The sequence below is a fragment of the Lentibacillus sp. JNUCC-1 genome (assembly GCF_009741735.1).
Lineage (GTDB): Bacteria > Bacillota > Bacilli > Bacillales > Amphibacillaceae > Lentibacillus_B.
In genome coordinates this window covers 310,945-330,211 of record NZ_WHOH01000003.1, presented here as the reverse complement: position 1 = coordinate 330,211, position 19,267 = coordinate 310,945, and the positions used below count along the sequence as shown (strand labels likewise).

General features: G+C 44.7%; 20 protein-coding genes, 14 tRNA genes, 1 rRNA gene and 2 pseudogenes. 8 read left to right on the top strand and 29 right to left on the bottom strand.

Annotation, left to right across the window (positions count from 1 at the left end):
• Nucleotides 1-148 precede the first annotated feature (148 nt).
• A complete protein-coding gene (locus tag JNUCC1_RS12070) occupies nucleotides 149-1,132 on the top strand; it encodes a DUF3231 family protein (RefSeq protein ID WP_156645723.1) in 984 nt (327 codons plus the stop codon).
• 96 nt (nucleotides 1,133-1,228) lie between these two features.
• Here JNUCC1_RS12070 and JNUCC1_RS12065 read toward each other — a convergent pair whose 3' ends face one another.
• The 6 genes from JNUCC1_RS12065 to JNUCC1_RS12040 form a co-directional block, all read right to left on the bottom strand.
• Entirely contained in the window at nucleotides 1,229-1,420 is a 192-nt protein-coding gene (locus tag JNUCC1_RS12065) for a DUF6366 family protein (RefSeq protein ID WP_156645722.1), read from the bottom strand.
• A gap of 37 nt (nucleotides 1,421-1,457) precedes the next feature.
• Nucleotides 1,458-1,649 carry a hypothetical protein gene (locus tag JNUCC1_RS12060; RefSeq protein WP_156645721.1) on the bottom strand — a complete coding sequence of 64 codons (192 nt, stop codon included), beginning with the start codon at nucleotides 1,647-1,649 and terminating at the stop codon, nucleotides 1,458-1,460.
• A gap of 27 nt (nucleotides 1,650-1,676) precedes the next feature.
• Nucleotides 1,677-2,093, bottom strand: a complete 417-nt coding sequence (locus JNUCC1_RS12055; RefSeq protein WP_156645720.1) for a PaaI family thioesterase — start codon at nucleotides 2,091-2,093, stop codon at nucleotides 1,677-1,679.
• A 31-nt stretch (nucleotides 2,094-2,124) separates the two neighbouring features.
• On the bottom strand, nucleotides 2,125-2,244 hold the full coding sequence (locus tag JNUCC1_RS19515) for a DUF4181 domain-containing protein (RefSeq protein ID WP_442915499.1): 120 nt from the start codon (nucleotides 2,242-2,244) through the stop codon (nucleotides 2,125-2,127).
• Nucleotides 2,245-2,425: 181 nt separating this feature from the next.
• Complete coding sequence (locus JNUCC1_RS12045) at nucleotides 2,426-3,493, bottom strand: RNA-guided endonuclease InsQ/TnpB family protein (protein WP_331713887.1); 1,068 nt, start codon at nucleotides 3,491-3,493, stop codon at nucleotides 2,426-2,428.
• Nucleotides 3,494-3,638: 145 nt separating this feature from the next.
• A complete protein-coding gene (locus JNUCC1_RS12040; protein WP_156645718.1) occupies nucleotides 3,639-3,947 on the bottom strand; it encodes a DUF4181 domain-containing protein in 309 nt (102 codons plus the stop codon).
• Between the two features lie 302 nt (nucleotides 3,948-4,249).
• Between JNUCC1_RS12040 and JNUCC1_RS12035 the strand changes: the two genes are divergently transcribed.
• Complete coding sequence (locus JNUCC1_RS12035; RefSeq protein WP_197431726.1) at nucleotides 4,250-5,266, top strand: hypothetical protein; 1,017 nt, start codon at nucleotides 4,250-4,252, stop codon at nucleotides 5,264-5,266.
• A gap of 52 nt (nucleotides 5,267-5,318) precedes the next feature.
• On the opposite strand, the gene JNUCC1_RS12030 is transcribed toward JNUCC1_RS12035, so the two are convergent.
• The 5 genes and pseudogenes from JNUCC1_RS12030 to JNUCC1_RS12015 form a co-directional block, all read right to left on the bottom strand.
• Nucleotides 5,319-6,050 (bottom strand): Fic family protein, encoded by a 732-nt coding sequence (locus JNUCC1_RS12030; RefSeq protein ID WP_156645716.1) that lies wholly within the window; start codon nucleotides 6,048-6,050, stop codon nucleotides 5,319-5,321.
• A 123-nt stretch (nucleotides 6,051-6,173) separates the two neighbouring features.
• Complete coding sequence (locus JNUCC1_RS12025) at nucleotides 6,174-7,376, bottom strand: DUF418 domain-containing protein (protein ID WP_156645715.1); 1,203 nt, start codon at nucleotides 7,374-7,376, stop codon at nucleotides 6,174-6,176.
• A gap of 124 nt (nucleotides 7,377-7,500) precedes the next feature.
• Complete coding sequence (locus tag JNUCC1_RS19290) at nucleotides 7,501-8,124, bottom strand: sodium:solute symporter family transporter (protein WP_331713771.1); 624 nt, start codon at nucleotides 8,122-8,124, stop codon at nucleotides 7,501-7,503.
• Between the two features lie 24 nt (nucleotides 8,125-8,148).
• A pseudogene (locus JNUCC1_RS19285) lies at nucleotides 8,149-8,864 on the bottom strand (sodium:solute symporter family transporter).
• 171 nt (nucleotides 8,865-9,035) lie between these two features.
• A complete protein-coding gene (locus JNUCC1_RS12015) occupies nucleotides 9,036-9,545 on the bottom strand; it encodes a hypothetical protein (protein WP_231784201.1) in 510 nt (169 codons plus the stop codon).
• Nucleotides 9,546-9,667: 122 nt separating this feature from the next.
• Here JNUCC1_RS12015 and JNUCC1_RS12010 point away from each other — a divergent pair, with 122 nt between their 5' ends.
• The 6 genes and pseudogenes from JNUCC1_RS12010 (at nucleotide 9,668) to JNUCC1_RS11985 (ending at nucleotide 14,174) form a co-directional block, all read left to right on the top strand.
• Nucleotides 9,668-10,006 (top strand): PadR family transcriptional regulator, encoded by a 339-nt coding sequence (locus JNUCC1_RS12010; RefSeq protein ID WP_156645713.1) that lies wholly within the window; start codon nucleotides 9,668-9,670, stop codon nucleotides 10,004-10,006.
• The gene (locus JNUCC1_RS12005; RefSeq protein ID WP_156645712.1) at nucleotides 10,003-10,545 is read left to right on the top strand and encodes a DUF2812 domain-containing protein; all 543 of its coding nucleotides are present in this window, start codon (nucleotides 10,003-10,005) and stop codon (nucleotides 10,543-10,545) included. Before JNUCC1_RS12010 ends, JNUCC1_RS12005 begins: the two co-directional genes overlap by 4 nt.
• A gap of 101 nt (nucleotides 10,546-10,646) precedes the next feature.
• A complete protein-coding gene (locus tag JNUCC1_RS12000) occupies nucleotides 10,647-10,847 on the top strand; it encodes a helix-turn-helix transcriptional regulator (protein ID WP_331713770.1) in 201 nt (66 codons plus the stop codon).
• Nucleotides 10,848-10,864: 17 nt separating this feature from the next.
• Nucleotides 10,865-11,350, top strand: coding sequence for a hypothetical protein (locus tag JNUCC1_RS11995; RefSeq protein ID WP_156645710.1), 486 nt, complete (start codon nucleotides 10,865-10,867; stop codon nucleotides 11,348-11,350).
• Between the two features lie 676 nt (nucleotides 11,351-12,026).
• On the top strand, nucleotides 12,027-12,926 hold the full coding sequence (locus tag JNUCC1_RS11990) for an ABC transporter ATP-binding protein (RefSeq protein WP_156645709.1): 900 nt from the start codon (nucleotides 12,027-12,029) through the stop codon (nucleotides 12,924-12,926).
• Nucleotides 12,919-14,174, top strand: a pseudogene (locus tag JNUCC1_RS11985) (ABC transporter permease). The gene JNUCC1_RS11990 and the pseudogene JNUCC1_RS11985 overlap by 8 nt, the downstream one beginning before the upstream one ends.
• Before the next feature lie 55 nt (nucleotides 14,175-14,229).
• On the opposite strand, the gene JNUCC1_RS11980 reads toward JNUCC1_RS11985, so the two are convergent.
• The 18 genes from JNUCC1_RS11980 to rrf form a co-directional block, all read right to left on the bottom strand.
• The gene (locus JNUCC1_RS11980; protein WP_231784200.1) at nucleotides 14,230-14,799 is read right to left on the bottom strand and encodes a Uma2 family endonuclease; all 570 of its coding nucleotides are present in this window, start codon (nucleotides 14,797-14,799) and stop codon (nucleotides 14,230-14,232) included.
• A gap of 27 nt (nucleotides 14,800-14,826) precedes the next feature.
• The gene (locus JNUCC1_RS11975; protein WP_442915498.1) at nucleotides 14,827-15,423 is read right to left on the bottom strand and encodes a YczE/YyaS/YitT family protein; all 597 of its coding nucleotides are present in this window, start codon (nucleotides 15,421-15,423) and stop codon (nucleotides 14,827-14,829) included.
• Nucleotides 15,424-16,392: 969 nt separating this feature from the next.
• Nucleotides 16,393-17,466, bottom strand: coding sequence for a 23S rRNA (adenine(2503)-C(2))-methyltransferase RlmN (gene rlmN, locus JNUCC1_RS11970; protein WP_331713769.1), 1,074 nt, complete (start codon nucleotides 17,464-17,466; stop codon nucleotides 16,393-16,395).
• 132 nt (nucleotides 17,467-17,598) lie between these two features.
• A tRNA-Leu gene (locus JNUCC1_RS11965) sits at nucleotides 17,599-17,680 on the bottom strand.
• 43 nt (nucleotides 17,681-17,723) lie between these two features.
• Nucleotides 17,724-17,797, bottom strand: a tRNA-Cys gene (locus tag JNUCC1_RS11960).
• 16 nt (nucleotides 17,798-17,813) lie between these two features.
• A tRNA-Gly gene (locus JNUCC1_RS11955) sits at nucleotides 17,814-17,888 on the bottom strand.
• Nucleotides 17,889-17,892: 4 nt separating this feature from the next.
• Nucleotides 17,893-17,967: transfer RNA gene (locus tag JNUCC1_RS11950), tRNA-Gln, on the bottom strand.
• Nucleotides 17,968-17,977: 10 nt separating this feature from the next.
• Nucleotides 17,978-18,053: transfer RNA gene (locus tag JNUCC1_RS11945), tRNA-His, on the bottom strand.
• A gap of 10 nt (nucleotides 18,054-18,063) precedes the next feature.
• Nucleotides 18,064-18,137, bottom strand: a tRNA-Trp gene (locus JNUCC1_RS11940).
• Between the two features lie 10 nt (nucleotides 18,138-18,147).
• Nucleotides 18,148-18,232: transfer RNA gene (locus JNUCC1_RS11935), tRNA-Tyr, on the bottom strand.
• 17 nt (nucleotides 18,233-18,249) lie between these two features.
• A tRNA-Phe gene (locus JNUCC1_RS11930) sits at nucleotides 18,250-18,325 on the bottom strand.
• 19 nt (nucleotides 18,326-18,344) lie between these two features.
• Nucleotides 18,345-18,421: transfer RNA gene (locus tag JNUCC1_RS11925), tRNA-Asp, on the bottom strand.
• A 58-nt stretch (nucleotides 18,422-18,479) separates the two neighbouring features.
• Nucleotides 18,480-18,556 (bottom strand) — tRNA-Met (locus tag JNUCC1_RS11920).
• Between the two features lie 79 nt (nucleotides 18,557-18,635).
• Nucleotides 18,636-18,711 (bottom strand) — tRNA-Val (locus JNUCC1_RS11915).
• A gap of 13 nt (nucleotides 18,712-18,724) precedes the next feature.
• Nucleotides 18,725-18,799: transfer RNA gene (locus tag JNUCC1_RS11910), tRNA-Glu, on the bottom strand.
• Nucleotides 18,800-18,822: 23 nt separating this feature from the next.
• Nucleotides 18,823-18,915, bottom strand: a tRNA-Ser gene (locus JNUCC1_RS11905).
• A gap of 1 nt (nucleotide 18,916) precedes the next feature.
• Nucleotides 18,917-18,991 (bottom strand) — tRNA-Asn (locus tag JNUCC1_RS11900).
• A gap of 75 nt (nucleotides 18,992-19,066) precedes the next feature.
• Nucleotides 19,067-19,182: ribosomal RNA gene (rrf, locus tag JNUCC1_RS11895) — 5S ribosomal RNA — on the bottom strand.
• Nucleotides 19,183-19,267: the final 85 nt, after the last annotated feature.

The following is a 19,267-nucleotide window of genomic DNA, read 5'->3' as shown; positions in this document are numbered from 1 at the left end:
CACAGTCCCAATAATATGTTCTCTGTGCATCAACATATTCTTTTTTTATAACAGCTCTCCATACTCATGTTTTATATGGGATAAAGGGATGCATATTTATCGTCAATGATCAAAAAATACAATAAAATATGTGTGTTGGAGGCTGTGAATGATGCAAAACCCTAAATTGAGTTCCTCTGAGCTTGGTTCGCTCTGGTTGACTTATCAAAAAAAGACGATGATATTGCGCATATTGGAGTATTTTATTGAAAAAGCCGATGATGAGACAGGCAAAAATCTTATGTCGAGCCTACATGAAGAACTTCATGCCAAGGTGGTTGAAATCAAAACAATGTTGGAAAATGAAGGTGCGGCAATTCCTGAGGGCTTCACCGAAAAAGATGTTAATTTGCAAGCACCAAAATTATGGGATAATGGCTTTGATATCATGTTCTGCCGAGTGTTAAAAGAAATCAGCATTGGTCTGTACGCCTTGCATTTAACTTTATCCTACCGAAAAGACGTCATATCGTTTTATCAGGATCTCTCCAAATTGACCGAGACCTATTTTAGATATTTTACAGAATATCTTCTTGATCATTCCCTTTTATCACGTCCCACCCTTGTAAACATGCCGGCATCCACTAGCTTTGTGTCTGATAAAACCTATGCAAAAGGGACAAACATATTGGGGCAAAAGCGGGAGCTGAGTGTCGTTGAATTCGGGCCGCTTTACCGTTCTGTGGAGACCAACATTACAGGGATGCAATTAATGGAAGGTTTCAGCAAAACCACCGAAGACAGTGATGTAAAAAAACACTTTTTAGCTGGCAAGGCGCTTTCCAAGAAACAAATCAGTGCTGTTTCTAAGGTCCTTCTTGACAACGATATCCACCCACCTGCAACTCATGGTGGAACTGTGACAAATTCAACCGTGCCTCCCTTCTCTGATAAGCTTATGATGTTCTGCAACTATCTTTTAAGCGGACTGAGCATGAGCGGAAATGGCTTTGGGGCTGGTTTCAGTCTGCGTAATGACTTGCAGGTGAAGAATGCCATGTTTGGAAAAAGCATTTTTCAATACCAGCGTGAAGGCATACACCTTATGATAGCTAAGGGCTGGTTGGAAGAACCGCCTAAGATGGATCTGTGATTTTGAATGGAGAAACATAACGCGTTCTCTATTCCACCGTGTGCTTTAGAATCACTCTTTATTCAAAATCATAAGGTTGCTACACGATTACGCCGGTTAACGGAAGAAAAAAGTATAGCCTAAATAAGCTAATAACAATATTAAAATAACTATTCCAGTACCTTTCCAACCCGGCCCACCGGCCAAATCAGCAAGGTTTCTGCCGTGCATACTGCTTGATGAACTTTTTAGTTCTGCTTGCCTTAATCTCTCTTTTCTTTGTTCTGAAGTTTCATACCCCTTACTCATATATTCACTCCCGAGAACCTGATTTCAGTCACAGTGTTTATTTAATAACTGCGGCTGATTCTTTACAATGGACCCCTATTTCGATCTGAAAAAAAAATACTAAAATGGCAGCCGTGACAAGTACCATGGAAGCAACCACTACATCACGCATTGTATCTGCCAGAGCAGCAGAGTCTTGATTTTCACCAACCTGCGTCAATCGCGGCTGACCCAAACCATGGGGCAACAACTGCCTTCCTCTTGATGTTTACAAGCTCTAATCTGAAACAGATATAATCGTTCCCTGTGAGGTGGCACATAATTTTTCTTCTTCACCATCTTGAACAAACACATCACAACGGCAGACGGCTTGTCGCTTTCCACAATAGATCACACTTGCACGTGCAATCAGCTTCTCACCCACAGCGGGTCTCATGTAATTGATTTTATACTCTGAGGTCAACACTTCGGGGCCTAAAACCGAACCGCCTACAAAGGTTAAGGCGTTATCAGCAGCGTAACTGAGAACACCGCCATGAACAAATTGATGCTGCTGCAACAAGTTATCATTTATTGGGATTTCCAACACAACTTCTCCAGACCGGAACACTTTTAATTGTGCGCCAACGAGCCGACTAAAAGATTGCGCTTCCAAAACTGCTTTTGCGGAGTCTAAAATATGGTTCTCACTCATTTGTGAATGCCTCCCTAAGATATACGATGCCTTACCCAAACATACGGAAAAAATCCGTCACAAGCATGGAAGATATGAGTACTATCGCGAATCCTAATTGAGCGAGCGTTAGAATATAAGCGTTTCTTTCCTTTGCATATTTCCATTCTATAACCGCTCTGAGAACTTCCTTGACACTCCCACAGCTAAAGCAGTGGGATTCTCGAGTGCTAAGACGTTCGCAGTCCCTTTCGGTTTTGAACTAGCCTCAAGTTAAGGGGGCTGCCATGGCCCGTCCAACTGCGTTATGAATTGTACCGCAATTGGCGGTATACCTGTTACCGGTACACGAGTTATATAACTTGTTTATGTTTGGAGATGCCTGACAGGGCTTTTGCGATATTGATGCTTGCATTTAAAGCCGCGTGGTTTTTATAGCTACACTTTTTACATTTGAACATCAAACCATTGCGGTTTTGCTTGTCACAATTTCCGCATTTACATGTTTGCGATGTATAATTTGGCACGACATATTCAACCGTGATGCCTGCCATTTCTGCTTTATACTGAATGAATGTCTGAAGCTGATGGAAACTCCAATTGTTCAGGTTTCTGCCTGCCTCTTTTTTTGATTTAGCCATGCGAATACCTGTCAAATCTTCCATTCTGATCAGTCCAACACCGTTGGACCTGGCAAAGCGTATGATTCGACGGGATATGGTATGATTCATTTCTCTCATCCAAAGGGACTCTTTATCTTTTGATTTTTTGATAGCTTGAAGTTTTTTCAGCTTGCCCAGCTTGCGTCTTCTTGAAGAAAATCTTCTTCTTTTGAAGGCTATTTGATTGCCTTTAAAAAATAAACTTTTCGTGCCGACACTGCATGTGGCGATGTTTTTCAACCCAAGGTCAATACCCAATACCTTCTCATTGTTCGTTTTTTCTACGTCATAGGAAATGGCAATTGTCACAAACCAGCGGCCTCTCTTTTTAAAAAGGTCAACCGTACCTTGTTTGGCTTCACCGTTTAAAATCTTATCGAGCCATTTTTGCTGAAACGGTCGGACGACCAAAGGCACGCCGATGCGTTTTTCAAGTGTCGGGAAGCTGATTTTATAAAGGCTGTCATATTCTATTTTGGCGTTTTGGTTATTGAAAGCACACCAGAGTCGTTTATATTTTTTCGCTTTTTGGTGTCTCTTTTGACTTTTTACATCCCGAATCGTTTGATTAACAACTGCTGAGGGCAGTTGTTTGTTGGATGAGAACAGCTTGAAAACTTTGGATGTCGCTTTGTTCAGATCGTCATAAGTCAAAAGCCAATTAGCGAAATCCGTGTTTGTTTGTGTCATTGTTTGAAACACATTTTGTTTTTCTATTGTCGGCTTTAGCAATTCTACTTTCAGAGAAATTGTTGGCACCATTTCACCTCCTCAACTGTATTATATCAAATCAAGAACATATGTTCCAGTTTTATTTTAATTGTTTTGACCCTTTTATTTTTAAGATCATGTCTTAATATATTCGCTCTCATCCCACACCTGAAGGAATGGGCTTTCCCGCTCATTAGTACGGTAAAAAGACCAACATAATCATTAAAATGTATGGTTGAAGAATTAAAATTGGCTCTGGCTGTCTTAAGATATTGATGATCCCTCCAAAAATCAGTAGGACAATAAAAGTCATTCTAATGGTCCAATCCATTTTCTTGTGCAATGAATTCACGTGATCAAGTGAGAACAATTTCCTTTTTTCAACTTTAAGAACCCTTCTCATAATCGCATTAAATGAATACAGCAATACCCCGACCAACACCAATATGAAAAGAAGCTTCAGCCAAAACGATGAATCAATGCCATAATTTACCGTTCCCATTCAACCTCCCCTTCTTCAAGCTCAGCCTTATGTTTATACTTCAGCAATAACCATTTTTTCAAAATAATCACTCATGATAAGAAGTTTATCATCTGGAATCAATAAAAACAATTTTTTGTAAAAGTGGTATTAATTTACTTTGGGTATTGGTTACATTAATAGATTTGGTTTTCGTTACTAAAGCACTAGGCAGTAAGTCCATTGTGTTTGTTTAAACTTAATGCTACATTAGAATTTATGTCATTTAAACATTTTTAAAAATTGGAGGAAGAGATTGATGAAGAAAATGGTTGTTAGGGCTTTTGGCAGTCGTGATGACTGTGGGACTGCTTGACGCATGTTCCGGTAAAGATGAAGAGTCGGGTGCGAATGCGGAAGCCGCTGCATCTGAAGAAAACAATGCAAACACAGAAGCAGATGCAATTGAAGAAGATGAGACAGATACGGAAGAAGAGGAAGTCATAGAGGAAGAGACGTTTGCTAATGAGGTGAATGTCCTGGACGTGGGAGAGGTGCTTTTGGATCAGGAAGCAGTCTCTGATTTTAACGAGGAAGACACGATTCTGATTGAGCATGAAGAACATAAATATGTGGAATCTGAGTTTGTGACGTCTTTGCTTGATTATGAAATTACATATGATCCTGAGAAACGCACGGCTGAGGTTTATAAGGGGAAGGGAGATTTCACTTATGAGCCGATGCACGAGGAAGAGGAAGGTGCACTGCTTGATGTCGGGCAGTTTTATTTGGAATCGATGGACGATTATTTTGCACCATCAGATGATGAAGTTGACCAGTATAAGTTCATTGAGTTTGAGGGTAAGCTCTATTTGCCTGAGCGTCTGATCATGAAGCATTTGGAGACACCGGTTAACTATTTAAGGCGTGACCAGACTGTCGAGTTCGGGTTGCGCGGTGAACCGACGGATGTGTATGATCTCGGGGTCGGCCGTTCCCATGATTCAATGATTTACATTACGAATGAAGCGACAGATGTGACCATTGACGGTGAGAATTATGAGCAAGGCATTAAGATGACAGAGATTGATCCGATTTCCCGTAAGCTTCAGCTGCACCCTGAATCGAACTATAAGAAGTTCTCTGGATTCCTATATCACAAAGAAGGCGACGACCCAATGGAGCTGAGACTGCTTGACAGTGAAAGAGAAGTGATTGAAGTCATCGGCACCATTAAGCCAGGAGAAAAAATAGATTTTGAATTTGATGTGAGTGGCAGAGATGAAATCTATATTAGCGCGGAAAACACGCAATTTAAAGTCACGGACATGGAAGCTGTTTTGATTGGTGAACTTCAATAGGAAAACGTTAAACCCTTGGACAGGCGGACTGCTCAAGGGTTTTTGCTTCTGCTCAGGATTCGGCTGCACTTAAATACAGATCCAAAGAATCCTCCGCCTCTTTAGCAACAAGCTGAATAAAGTCCTCATATTCCCCTTTTGTGTGAGCCTTATCTAAAGCCTGATAATAGCTGAGTCGGTTTTGTACTTTGATCACAATCGGGGGAAAACCTTCTTTCATTAGCTCTAAGTTCAGTAACAAACGTGATGTACGGCCATTTCCGTCAACAAAAGGGTGAATTCCCACAAATATTGCATGGAGCATCGCACCGCGAGTCAATGGATGCATGTAAGGTGTTTCCTGTTCGTACCATGTTATGAGCGCTTCCATTTTTTCTTTTATAAAATATGGTGCAGGCGGTATATGTGCAGCGCCTGAAATAAACACCTGTTCTAGACGATAGACACCTGCATTTTGATCATCAATATCTTTTAGGATCAGCTGGTGCAGTTTTTTAATTTGCCATTCTGATAAAGGCTCTTGGTGCTGAACGATGTCTTCAACATAAGAAATAGCATGGCGGTGATTAATTACTTCCAAGTGTTCTCTCATGGTCTTACCACCCACCGTTATCCCTTCAAGTACGACTTTTGTTTCCTGTAAGGTTAAGGTGTTGCCCTCTATTGCGTTTGAGTGGTATGTCCATTCGAGCAGTAGCTTTTCACGCAAACTTTGCAATGTGTACTTAGGTAAAGGACGTCTTTTGTCCAAGCGTGCTTTTTTCTGATCAATACGACCAAACATTTCATCACCTTCCATGTAGAACATAACATCTAGTTATACGATTATATATGAAAAACCCATAAGTATAAAGTTGGGGGCCAGGTCCCTAGGCTGAAAATCCTAGGGGCCTAGCCCCCTCCACTATCATTTTTTCAACGGCTGAATTTTAAGGTACGTGAATGACCGCCAGAGCCATTCGAATGGGCCAAATCTGAAGGTTTTGAGCCAGAGTGTGCTCCAGATCATCTGTACGGCGAATATGGCAAGGCAGATCAGGGTTCCGGTGACCAAGCTGACCTTCCCGTATAGGTCGAATCCAACAAATATAGCAATTGCGATGACGGTTTGCATTAAGTAGTTGGTCAAGGCCATCTGACCTGTGAATCCGAGCGGGCGCAGCGCTTGTTGCCACGTATCTTTTCTCAAGACCAGCGTCAGCGCACTTACGTAAAACAGGCTCATGAACGTGCTGCCGATGCTTGTTAAAAGCTGAACGATGTAAATTTGCTTAACACCCCAGTCGAGGATATCCATTTTGAATAACCCCAGAAGCACGACGAGCGGTAAACTGATGAGCCCTGTGATCAGGCAGATCTTTTTAATGAGCGGAAGGTGCCCGGCTATATTGTGGAAAATCCCGGCTTTCCCTGCAGCAAGTCCAATCAAGAACATCGCAAAAACCGGGATCAGCGCTGGGATCAGGTTGATTAGGATAATGGGCAGCTCAGCTCCCAGCCGGTAAGTGACCCATTCGATATATCCAGCATTTTCATAGACGGCCACATACTCCCTGAGGAAGCTCGCCATCAGACTGGACTCGGAAGCTTCCATGCTCTCCAGAAAGCTGCTCGGCACCAGCAGTGTGAGCCCAAGAAAGGCGTTATACACAAACAGCAGGCTCGCGGCCCAGATGAGCATCGTCATGATTTTCCGTTTGTAAAAGAACAGCAGGAACACACCAGCGATGGCATATGTATGCAAAATATCCCCGTACCATAAAGCGATCAGATGAACAACGCCGAACGCAAGCAGCCCAAGCATTCGCCTGAGAAAAAGGGTAGCCGTTTTCAAGCCTTTCGCATCGGCCCGGCTCATGAAAATGTAAAACCCAAGGCCAAAAAGAAACGAAAACGTGGTGAAAAATTTCATCTCGACAAATAAGGTGAAAAACACATCCACCCAGTAGTCCAGTCCTGTGTACGACACTTCAAATCCATAAACTGATTTCATAAAATCCGCCGAATGAAACGCCGGCATGTTGACGAGAAAGATGCCAAACAGCGCAAAGCCCCTAATGATGTCAATCGTGTAGATCCGTTCTTTTTGTGAAATTGGTGATGATCTCATGCGTAATATCCCCCTGTTTCTATATATCTTTCCTCATTATAGGCTATGTTAATAATTTTTCAAACTTTATTATAAAGAAGGCGTCCACGGCCGTTTCTATGGACGCCTTGGTTGGGGGCACGCGTTAAACGTCAGCGGGCTGTTCCTTCTTTTTATCCGGAAACAGCAAGCTGAACACGATGCCGAAGAAAGCTGCGACAAAGAACGTTGCAAACCGTGCTGTCAGTTGCTCATCCAAATCGGTGCTGATCCAGACGACTGTGAAGACGAAACCAGATAGAATGGTCGCAACGACGCCAGTGCTGGAGTACTTTTTCCAGAAAAAGGTCATGAGAATCGCCGGTCCGAGCGTACACCCGACCCCCGCCCAGGCCCAACTGACAACAAGGTACACGAGCGACTGTGACGATAGCGCAATGATCATGCCGATCACACCTGAAATGAGAATCACGAAGCGCGACAGCCAGACGAGCTGGCGATCGCTTAGACGAATACCGAGCGCTCTGTGAATAATGTCTTCACTGACCGAGCTTGTGACCACAAGTAGCTGAGAATTCGCAGTCGTGATAATCGCAGCGAGGATCCCTGCCAGCAGCAAACCGCCGATCCAAGTCGGCATCAGGTCGAGAATCATATGAGGGAGAATGGTTTCCGTATCGGCGAAGGACCCTTGTTTGTATATGGCAATCGCTGAAAGACCGATGAGGAAGGCACCGATATATGCAAGTACCGTCCATGTAATCGACACGATAATCCCTGCTTGGCTTCTCTGTCATTTTTCAAAGCCATGAAACGGGCGCTGAGCTGTGGCTGGCCCCGAGATAACCGAAGAACCAGGAAAAGTTGTTAAAAAACAGCACCCCGAGTGTGAAACCGGTCGCCCGCCAAACCAGGAATTAAACGAATCCCCGGCTTCGATGAGTGATGTGCTGATCGACAAATCATTCGTATTGATATAGATGAGGGCAACAATCGGCAACACGACCAAAGTCGTGAGCATCATCAAACTCTGAATCATGTCCGTCCAGACCACCGAGACAAATCCGCCGAAGAACGCAATCCCAAGAACGACAATCGTCGCAAGGACAATCCCGACTTTCGGACTCATGTCAAACGTTGTAAAGAACAGCTTCCCCGCGCCTGCCAGCTGTGCCCCACATAAAACATGAAAAAGCTCGCAATCAAAATACTCGCGATCCACCTGATCAGGTTCGCCTTTTCCCCAAAACTGACCGCGAGAAAATCAGGCAAGGTCAGCACCCCATGCTTATCGGTCTCTCTCATGAAGCGCTTGGCCAAGAACAGCCAGGAAAATATGATCCCCAGACCGATCCCAACCGCAACCCATACCCCGGCAAGACCAGTGGTGAAAACAAACCCTGTAAACCCGAGCAGAAGCCACGCCGACTCCCCCGTCGCCCGTTCCGAAAACGCCAGCGCCCAGCCCGGCAGCTTCTTCCCGCCCAGAAGGAACACCGAATGACTCATCGTCGTCCGGCTCGTCGCATAACCAATCCCAATAATCACCGCAAAATAAATAATGAACTCAAACAGAATAACGTTATTCATCATGCCCCTCCTTTGTACGATTGATAGCGTTTACATTTAGACCTGCTTATGGTGGATTGCCCTCCTTCCCCGGTCAACTTTTCTATCATTCTATGCGGGGGAGGTTTGCAAACATGCATATTTGGTGAGAGGAGTGCGCGGGATTGGGGCGCTTGGGCTTTTAATTGGGGGGCTCGCTGCTTTTATTGGAGCGCTCGCTACTTTTATTGGAGCGCTTAACCCTTTTTCTGCAGCGCTCACTGCTTTTATTGGGGCGCTCATGCCGTTATTCGATGCGCTCAGCTCCTCATTTGACGCGCTCATACCATTATTCGGTGCGCTCAGCTCTTTATTTGACGCGCTCACTCCATTATTCGATGCGCTCAGCTCTTTATTTGACGCGCTCGCACCATTATTCGGTGCGCTCAGCACTGAATTCACTTCACTCACACTATTAATTTCTTTGCTCGTTCCTTTATTTTCTTCACTCCGCTCTTTTATTTCTTCATTCATGCCATTTATTTCTTTGCTCACCACTTTTATTTCTCTGCTCATGCTATTTATTTCTTCGCTCGGCTCTTTTATTTCTCCGCTCACCCCTCCCTTCTCTTCCCCTAGCATTCAAAAAACATTTCAAAGCTCTCCCCTCACAACTTTTCCTCACACAGTTGACATATATCATATTATGATATAATCTGGTTATGATATATCACATCATGATATACGAAGGAGGTCTAAAATTAATGGCGAAAGAAAAACCCGAGATGAGGGAACTCACGGATACGGCCTATTATATTTTATTATCACTCGTCGAAGCCAAGCACGGTTATCTTGTCATGAAGACGATTGAATCGATGACCGATGGCGCGTTTGTGATTGGGCCAGCTTCGATGTATACAACCATTCAAAAATTATTGAAAAGCGGGCTCATTGAGCTCATCGATGAAGGTGACAAGAAGAAGAAAACTTACCAGGCAACTGACAAAGGGATTAAATTGCTCAAGCAAGAAGTGGAACGACGGCGGCAAATGGTTCACCAAGCTGAAGTGATATTCACAGAGAAAGGAGTAGATCAATTGTGAAGAAAAAGTACATCTCCAGCGGCGGACTGGCATTTACAGAAGAAGGCGACATGGAAAAGCTGGAACGCTTTGCAAGAGAAGGCTGGATTTTAGAAAGTTTTACCCCATTTGGTTATAAACTCAGACAAGGCACGCCGCAAGATGTTGCATTCGCACTCGACTATCAGAAGGATGCTGACAGTGATTATTTTTCTTACTTCGAGGAAGGCGGTTGGTCACATGTCTGTTCTGCTGGAAATTCAATGCACATATTCAGGGCACCGGCTGGGACACCTCCCATTTACACCGACAACAGCTCGCTGCTCACGAAGTATGAAACTGAAAAACGAAAAACCGGAATCGCTGCTTTATATGCTCTATTCGCCATATTGCTGTTATACGTGCTAAGGGAATTAAGCCATTCCAACTGGATGCCGGATTTTATTGGAACGCTCGCCCTCATTTTCGGCGGTCTCGCCTACCTCGTTCTGATTTTTACTGCCCTGCCGTTTTTCGGGTATGCATGGAAAGTTAGGAAATTAAAAAAGCTCCATTGCTGATTGATTCTAACAAAAATGTCAACTTACCTTGACATTTTAAAAAACCTCCTGTACGATGAAAATGTCAAGGTAACTTGTCAAAAGATCGGCAGGGGATTATAGTGAAAAACAAAATTAAAGCGCTGCGTAAACAGCATAAGTTCACACAAGAAGATCTATCAAAGCGTGTTGGGGTTTCAAGGCAGTCTATCGTGGCGATTGAATCGGGAAAATACAACCCCTCGCTTGAACTGGCATTTCGGATTGCCCGGCAGTTTGATTGCAAGATTGAAGATGTGTTTGTGTTTGAGGATGAGCTTTAAAAAGGGGCGACTAGGCAATGGATGTGTCAATCGGCGGATTAATTGGGGTTTACGGTGGCATGATTTGTGGGCTTATAGGATGGGGGTATGCGCGCATAAAATTAAAAAAGGAACGCGGACTGGATGAGGTACATGTGCACATACGGACAAAAGCCAAGTCATTTGCGTGGTATGTCACCTTGGTGCTTATATACTTTTTCCTGACGCTGACCATGATCGGTATAGAAATGAGCATGGCCATGGTCCTGTCTCTTCTTCTGCTTGGGCATGTGGGCAGCTGGGGGATCACCTCTGTCATTATGGAAGTGAATTTATCACGGGAAGAACCGTTCAAACCACCCTACGTGGCAGGGGGAATTATATTAATCTGTCTCTCTGTGCTCATATTTACGGTCATCACCATCGCCACCCACGTCTGGTGGTACCTCCTGCTCGGAATCCCATTCGCAGCCGGCGGATTAATCATCACACTCATGCGACCCAAGCACACAGAATCATTTTGACAAAGAACTTTTTCTGATAGATTAGGGCTTTTACAGTTAAAATTCTTACGAAAATGCGAACCAGTGAAAACATGGAATGACTGCTCCTGGCAATCGCTCGGGGAAAACACTCCGCTTTAACTTTATCACAGCTAAAGTGTGACATCTGTTCAAGAAGTTCACTTTCACAGTGTCTTCTTTGCCGAGGGCGCTACTGAGCCTTGGGCCCACAGGAGGTGGGTCATGAAGGCGTTGCGACAGGACGGCGCGGTTTTAGCCTTCCTTCCCCTATATCGACCTCTGGGGTCTCACCGAGGCTTATCCTCCCGCTGGAGTCTCCATGTTTTCCCCGAGCTTGGTGAGGAGGGTTAATTCCCTAACGTTTATATGAGAGGAACCGTCCAAGCCACTGACTAACATGAAGTGATTGAAGCGGAGGGAAGTCGACTCCTGCGGGAACAGCACGAGTCCGAAGACCCCACAGCGGTGGTCTTCCGCGAGGAGGCTGAGGCCGTGCCCGCGGAAAGCGACTTCCCGGAGCGAAAATCACGACTCTCACATAAAAGCATAGTGGGTTTACTCAGTTCGCAGTCTACAAATACGCTATCTTAACAAAAAGCAATACCATATACACAGGTCTAACAGAAACTTTCCACCGTCGCTATACGTATTACTATTTAAATAAGGAGTGAGTATATTGACATTAGTACTTGATCACATTACTAAAAAGTTCGGGCAGCACACGGCTGTTGACGATCTTTCTCTTGAAATTCCTGACAACGAAATGTACGGATTTCTCGGGGGTAACGGAGCTGGGAAAACGACGACTTTTCGTATGATTCTCGGGCTCCTGGATCAAACAGAAGGCAGTATCGCTTGGAACGGGGATACGATCGGCTACAATAAAAGCCATTTGATCGGGTATCTCCCTGAAGAACGCGGGCTGTATCCGAAGTTGAAGGTTCGGGATCAGCTCATCTACCTGGGCAAACTTCGCGGCATGACCAAGCAAGATGCCTTGTCAGAACTTAAAAGCTGGCTCGACCGTTTCAAAGTACCTGAATATCTGGACCAGAAAGTTGAAGAGCTTTCAAAAGGAAATCAGCAAAAAATCCAGTTCATTTCTGCTGTCATACATAAGCCAGAGCTGCTTATTTTAGATGAACCTTTTACCGGACTCGACCCGATCAACGTCGAGATGCTCAAAGAAGCGGTTGTCGATTTGAAAAACAGCGGCACATCGATCGTCTTTTCGTCTCACCGAATGGATCACGTTGAGGAACTGTGCAGACATTTGTGCATCCTTCACCAAGGTCGTCAGGTTGTCCAGGGCGATCTCCGCGATATCAAACGTTCTTACGGCAAGAAAAATCTGATCATCCACTCAGATGACAACCTGGATTTCCTGAAAAACTTTCCTGGAGTTGTCCAGTTTAAGCCGGTTACAGAAGGCTGTGAGCTGCAAATTGAGAATGAAGATGTCTCACAAGCTATTTTCAAAGAGTTGCAGTCGCAAGGGTTTATTCGCAAATTTGAACTTGAAGAGCCTTCACTCGATGATATTTTCATAGAGAAAGTTGGTGCCTCGTATGAATAAATTCTGGATCATTATGTCTCATACGTTTATGACCCGTTTTAAAACGAAATCATTCCTGATCAGTACGGTGCTGACGCTGGCACTTATTGTGGGGCTTGCCAATATCCAAACGATTATTGAGACCTTTTCCGGCGGGGATGAACCTGACACCATTGCCGTGCTCGATGACACCAACGAACTGTTCACCCCTTTGAAGCAGGGGCTGAAAAGACAAACGAAGACATTGAACTCGTACAGCTGAGTGGTGAGGAAGATGCTGCTAAAGAACAGGTTTCTGAGGGTGAATATGACGGCCTTGTCACCTTGTCCTTGAACGACTCGGGGCTGCCGCAAGCCATATACTACAGCAACACGATCACCGATTCCGGCGTTCATGGCACGATTCAGCAACAGCTTCAGCAAATGAAGGTGGCGATGGCTACAGAACAAGCCGGAATTGACCAGTCGACACTGGCTGATATTCAAACCCCGGTCTCATTCGAAAAAGTCGCCCTTGATGAAACGGCGAAAACCGATGAAGAACTCAATCAGGCGCGCGGGATTGTGTATGTCATGCTGTTCCTGCTATATATGTCGGTTATGACGTACGGAATGATGATTGCTCAAGATGTCGCCAATGAAAAATCATCACGCGTTATGGAACTGTTAATCTCAAGTGCCTCTCCTGTGACGCACATGTTTGCCAAGATCGTCGGCATCGCCTTGCTTGGCCTGACCCAGGTCTCAATCTTTATCGTTGCGGGATACGGGGTGATTCAATCCAAACAGGATGAATTAACGGGCGGTGTCTTTGAATTCTTTGGACTCGGAAACACGTCACCGGTGATTTATGTCTATGCGGTCGTCTTTTTCATTCTTGGCTATCTGCTATACGCTACCATGGCCGCAATGCTCGGCTCACTCGTCAGCCGGGTGGAAGACGTGCAGCAATTCCTGACACCGATGATCTTCCTGATAATGATTGCTTTCTTCATTGCCATGTTCGGACTGAACGCACCGCAATCAACAATCGTGACCGTCAGTTCATACATTCCCTTCTTTACGCCGATGATCATGTTCATGCGGATTGGCATGCTTGATATTCCGGCATGGGAAGTTGCACTGTCAATGGGCATCCTAGTGATTACGATCGTGCTCTTTGCCGCAGTAGGTGCCCGGATCTACCGGGGCGGCGTGCTTATGTATGGTAAATCCAGCTCCCTTAAAGACTTTAAAAAAGCATTGGCACTATCGAAAAAAGATTCATAACGGTGAACTCAGAACACATAAGGCGTGCTCTTCCAATAGGAATGAGCACGCCTTTTTAAAATAAGATAGCAAGGTCAATCTTGAATTCGGGAAAACACTTGGAAACAGCAATACTTGGTTCTGTAACCAAATCAAATTGGACTTCGTTGTTCTCATCTTTTGTGTAGACCATAATGTGTTGTTTTACAGGATCGACAATCCAATATTCCTTGACCCCACTGTTCATATAAAGATTGAGTTTTGTGACCATATCATGAGATCTGCTGGATGGGCTAAGGATTTCGATAATGAATTCTGGCGGCCCGACATGTTCATTCTCAGTAAAGCTGTCTGGATCGCAGGCAACAAACAAATCCGGTACGACCTTTTTCTTCCTTTCATCATCAACATGATCGAATAATACATCGGTAGGGGCAGCAAAAACATTGCATCCGCTGTTTTTCAAGGCATTGTACAACTCTCCATGTAAGTATGAAGATATTTTCTGATGTTTGATCCCCGGTGACGGCGCCATATAAATATACCCATCGATAAACTCTAAAATGTCATCAGTTGCTTCGCGTAAAGACTGGAAATCGCGATATGAGCTATGCCTTTCATTAAACAAAGCCAATATAGTCACCATCTTTTTTAGATTATCGTCTTTTCACCACTATGCTTGATTCACCCGTTGTTCCGATCTATTTTTCACCTGATAAGCTTTGACCGTTTCAACCACTTTTGAAAGTCTAAGGTAAGAAAACTGAAACAATGGACTTTGAATAAAGGTAAATACAAATGTAAAGATGAATACAGGGCCTCCGAGGAGCAACCCAATGACCAAGACCAGGCTCTCAGTTAGGATGCGCACTCTGCCGATCGACATGCCCGTTTTATCTGAAATCGACAGCATAAAGCCATCTCTTGGTCCGGAGCCGACGCCGCCTGCGTTGTACATGCCACCGCCCAGCCCCATCAGTACAATCCCGAAAATAATGGTGATGACATCCACCCATGTATGGTGGGCACTTGGCAGGAAATCAGCCCATAGGAAGAAATCAACAAAGATCCCGACAAGGAATAAGTTCAAGAACGTGCCCAGTTTTACATAGCGTTTATCAAGTATTAATGATGTTATAATCAGGATGAGCCCGATGATCACTGTCCACGAGCCGATGGTCAAACCGAGCTTATCGTACATGGCCACGTTGAGCACATCCCAAGGGTGTATGCCGAGATGCTGCACATTAATGGCAGTTGTAATGCCCATGCTGAATATCAATAAGCCACCAATATAAAACAACAACCGCAAAGCCAAAACCACATAAACCCTTCCCTTCCTCACGTACTCCATTTCTAACTCTATTGTATCACGTTAACCTTTTACCCTGTTGCTAAATGCTTTTATTGAAAAATTGCTTATTGAACAATGTCAAAAGTGATAAAGACACAGTTTCCTTAGACTGCGAAGTGACTAATGACTGCCTCTTGCAACCGCTCGGGGGAAACACTGCGCGTCCAGTGGGCGCTGATGAGCCTCCTCGCGCTGCGCGTTTTGGGGTCTCATCTAGCTTTTGCTCCCACAGGAGTCTCCATGTTTTCCCCGAGCTGTGTGAGAAGATCTTTATTCTCGCCATTGTGGATAGATCGGATAAAAGTGTGAATGCGGGTTATAGGAATAGAAAAAACATAAGTAAATAAACACCCATAAGTAAGCCGAGATTACGACTAAATAAAGAATCATACCTATTAGTCAGTAGCTCAAGAAATATTCACGTTCATACTTGATTTCTTGAGCAGAACCGTTCAAGCTACTGAATAACATAGAGTGATTGGCGCGGAGGGAAGTCGACTCCTGCGGGTCGGCTAAGAACGGTCACGTCCTGTGACCAACGCCGACACTAGAACGTCGTGTTCGTCGAAACAGCACGAGTCTGAAGACCCCGCAGTGAGCGATCTTTGCGAGCGAGGAGGCTGAGGCCGTGCCCGCGGAAAGCGACTTCCCGAAGCGCAAATCACGGTGCTCACACAAACATATATGCTGTTTAACTTAGCTATATCGGAAAATCGCATGAAATTACTATACGAGTTGCAACCTAAAACTTCCCAGGCCAGGGATTTAAGTTTGTTTTTCGCTGATTCGCAATTTAGCTCAAAAGGTTCTATCTGCAATGCACCAATCCTTTAACAGGGATTATAAATAAAAACGCTGCACTTAAGCAACGTTTTTTATTTATAATCAAACAGCATCGCGTTTGTTCTTTTTAACCTGTTTACTTCTGAGCTGGCCACATGCTGCGTCGATATCAGCACCGTTTTCCCAGCGGACGCCGCAGTTAATGCCTCTCTTTTTCAACACATCTGCAAATGTCTGAATGACTTCGGTATGGCTGCGCTGATACTGGTTGTGCTCATCAACGGAATTATATGGAATCAGGTTCACATAACTCAAGTGCCGCTTATCTTTAAGCAGTTTTGCGAGCTGTTCTGCTTCTTCCACATGATCATTCACGTCTCTTAACATAATATATTCATACGTGATGCGTCTGTTCACCTTTTCCAAGTAATAATCTACAGCCTTCATCAATTTTTCAATTGGAAAAGCCCGGTTGATCTTCATGATCTGGGTTCTTAATTCATTGTTTGGCGCATGCAGTGATATAGCAAGATTCACCTGTGTCCCGGCATCGGCCCACTCATAGATCTTATGCGCCAGACCACTTGTCGAAACAGTCATATGACGGGCACCGATATCTAGCCCATTATGGTCGTTGACGACATTGATAAAGTCCATCAGATTATTAAAGTTATCGAAAGGCTCACCGATGCCCATAACAACAAGATGACTCACACGTTCGCCGTTCCCTTTCTCATCCAGACTCTTTTGGACATTCATGATCTGCTCAACAATTTCACCGGCGTTCAAGTCACGGCTCTTTTTCAGCAAACCACTGGCACAGAACGAACACCCGATATTACAGCCAACCTGTGTCGTGACACATACGCTTAACCCGTAGTTAAAACGCATCAGAACGGTCTCAATTAAGTTGCCATCTGACAAACGGAACAAATATTTAACCGTGCCATCTTCAGATTCTTGTTTAATTTCTTCATCCAATGTATGCAATACGAAATGCTCTTCCAATAAAGCAATCGTAGCTTGATTTAAATTCTTCATCTCGGAAAATTTGCCAACACGCTTTTTATACAGCCAATCCCAAACCTGTTCAGCCCGGAAACGTTTTTGACCATGTTCCATTAACCAAGACTGCAGAGCGTCATATGTTAATCCGTAAATTGATGTTTGACTCACGTTCTCACCCTCATTCGTTATTGCAATCTATTTATTGTACTATAAGATCGTGGATACTTCAATGATGCCTGGTCCTGTGACCAACGAAAAACGCTTGTACAACGGATGATGTACAAGCGTTTCTATAATTAGTACCTGAGGTGGGATTCGAACCCACAAGCCTCGCGGCACAGCATTTTGAGTGCTGCGTGTATGCCAGTTCCACCACTCAGGCATATGATAAAGTTTAAATGAATTGAAGGCAATCAGTCAAGTATTGGAGGCGGCAACCGGATTCGAACCGGTGGTAAAGGATTTGCAGTCCTCTGCCTTACCACTTGGCTATGCCGCCAGCCATAAAAAGTAAATGGAGCGGAAGACGGGATTCGAACCCGCGACCCCCACCTTGGCAAGGTGGTGTTCTACCACTGAACTACTTCCGCTTAATGGCTGGGCTACCAGGATTCGAACCTGGGAATGACGGGACCAAAACCCGTTGCCTTACCGCTTGGCTATAGCCCAATGTGTTATATGGGGCGACCGGTGGGGATCGAACCCACGTGTGCCGGAGCCACAATCCGGTGCGTTAACCACTTCGCCACGACCGCCATATAAAAATGGCAGGGGTAGTAGGAATCGAACCCACATCAAAGGTTTTGGAGACCTTCGTTTTACCATTAAACTATACCCCTATATGTTAAATGGTGGAGGGGGGCAGATTCGAACTGCCGAACCCTGAGGGAGCGGATTTACAGTCCGCCGCGTTTAGCCACTTCGCTACCCCTCCAAGAAAATACATAAGAGTGGTGGCTCGGGACGGAATCGAACCGCCGACACAAGGATTTTCAGTCCTTTGCTCTACCGACTGAGCTACCGAGCCTGATTCTTATTAAATTAAGTGGCGGTCCGGACGGGACTCGAACCCGCGACCTCCTGCGTGACAGGCAGGCATTCTAACCAACTGAACTACCGGACCAATTTGGTTGCACTAAAGTACTACTGATTTTTAACTGATTTCATCAGTTAAAATAATTTGGTTGCGGGGGCAAGATTTGAACTTGCGACCTTCGGGTTATGAGCCCGACGAGCTACCAGACTGCTCCACCCCGCGATATAAAAAAATATTGAACTGTTAACCATGCGTTTATATGTTATGCATATAAATTCTGCATGTGACCACAGGTTATAAATGGTGGAGGATGCAGGGTTCGAACCTGCGACCCCTTGCTTGTAAGGCAAGTGCTCTCCCAGCTGAGCTAATCCTCCGTATTTTAAATCATGGTGACCCGTACGGGATTCGAACCCGTGTTACCGCCGTGAAAGGGCGGTGTCTTAACCGCTTGACCAACGGGCCGTGCTAAGATTCTAAGTAATAAATGGCGGAGAGCGAGGGATTCGAACCCTCGAGACCGCGATAGCGGCCTACATGATTTCCAATCATGCTCCTTCGACCAACTCGGACAGCTCTCCATGGCTCCACAGGCAGGATTCGAACCTGCGACCGATCGGTTAACAGCCGATTGCTCTACCACTGAGCTACTGTGGATTAGAAAATAATGTTTATAGCTCATATTTTTTGCCCGGATTTAAAAACTTATCCAAGTTGGCAAATCTGGTAAAAGCCTGGCGGCGAGCTACTCTTGCAGGGGCGATGCCCCAACTACCATCGGCGCAGAAGAGCTTAACTGCTGTGTTCGGCATGGGAACAGGTGTGACCTCTTCGCTATTGCCACCAGACCTTTATGAATTTTAGTCACATACAATATTATAAGCGATTTTCAGGAAAAATCAAGCTTATTGTATAAAATATGTTGGATTTTGT